2 protein-coding genes are annotated in these 370 nt (G+C 54.3%); both read left to right on the top strand.

Annotated features, from left to right (window positions below):
• Positions 1 to 12: 12 nt before the first annotated feature.
• The gene (locus AAIR21_RS27985) at positions 13 to 120 is read left to right on the top strand and encodes a hypothetical protein (RefSeq protein WP_434682855.1); all 108 of its coding nucleotides are present in this window, start codon (positions 13 to 15) and stop codon (positions 118 to 120) included.
• Positions 121 to 138: 18 nt separating this feature from the next.
• The coding region (locus tag AAIR21_RS27980) for a Crp/Fnr family transcriptional regulator (protein WP_434682853.1) at positions 139 to 370 on the top strand (232 nt) is incomplete at its 3' end.

Raw genomic sequence — 370 nt, 5'->3', positions numbered from 1 at the left:
CGTCAGCGCTACCTGCCGCATCCGGCCCATGATGCGCTGAAATCCATTTTCAGACCAGTGCTGCGGGATATTGTCGTGCTGGATTTTACGCTTGCACCTGAAAACATGACGGGCGGGTAAATGGCCGGAGAAGTGATTATGTCTGGAAGCCCGTTGAGGGATATTATCAGGCAGAGACCGTCCCGGCGATACGGTAAAAAGCAGTACCTGTGGCGTGCCGGTGAAAAGTGCAGTGGACTCTGGCTGATTAAATTCGGCGCGGTCAAAACGTTTTATATCAATGCAAGCGGGGACGAGCAGATAACCGGCTTTTTCCTGCCGGGTGAGTATATTGGGCTGGATGAACTGCCCGGCGAATGCCACCGGGGGT

The sequence above is a fragment of the Enterobacter sp. PTB genome (genome assembly GCF_051130085.1).
Lineage (GTDB): Bacteria > Pseudomonadota > Gammaproteobacteria > Enterobacterales > Enterobacteriaceae > Enterobacter > Enterobacter ludwigii.
Note: the sequence above shows the minus strand (reverse complement) of the source record. Positions and strands in the feature narration are given on the sequence as shown.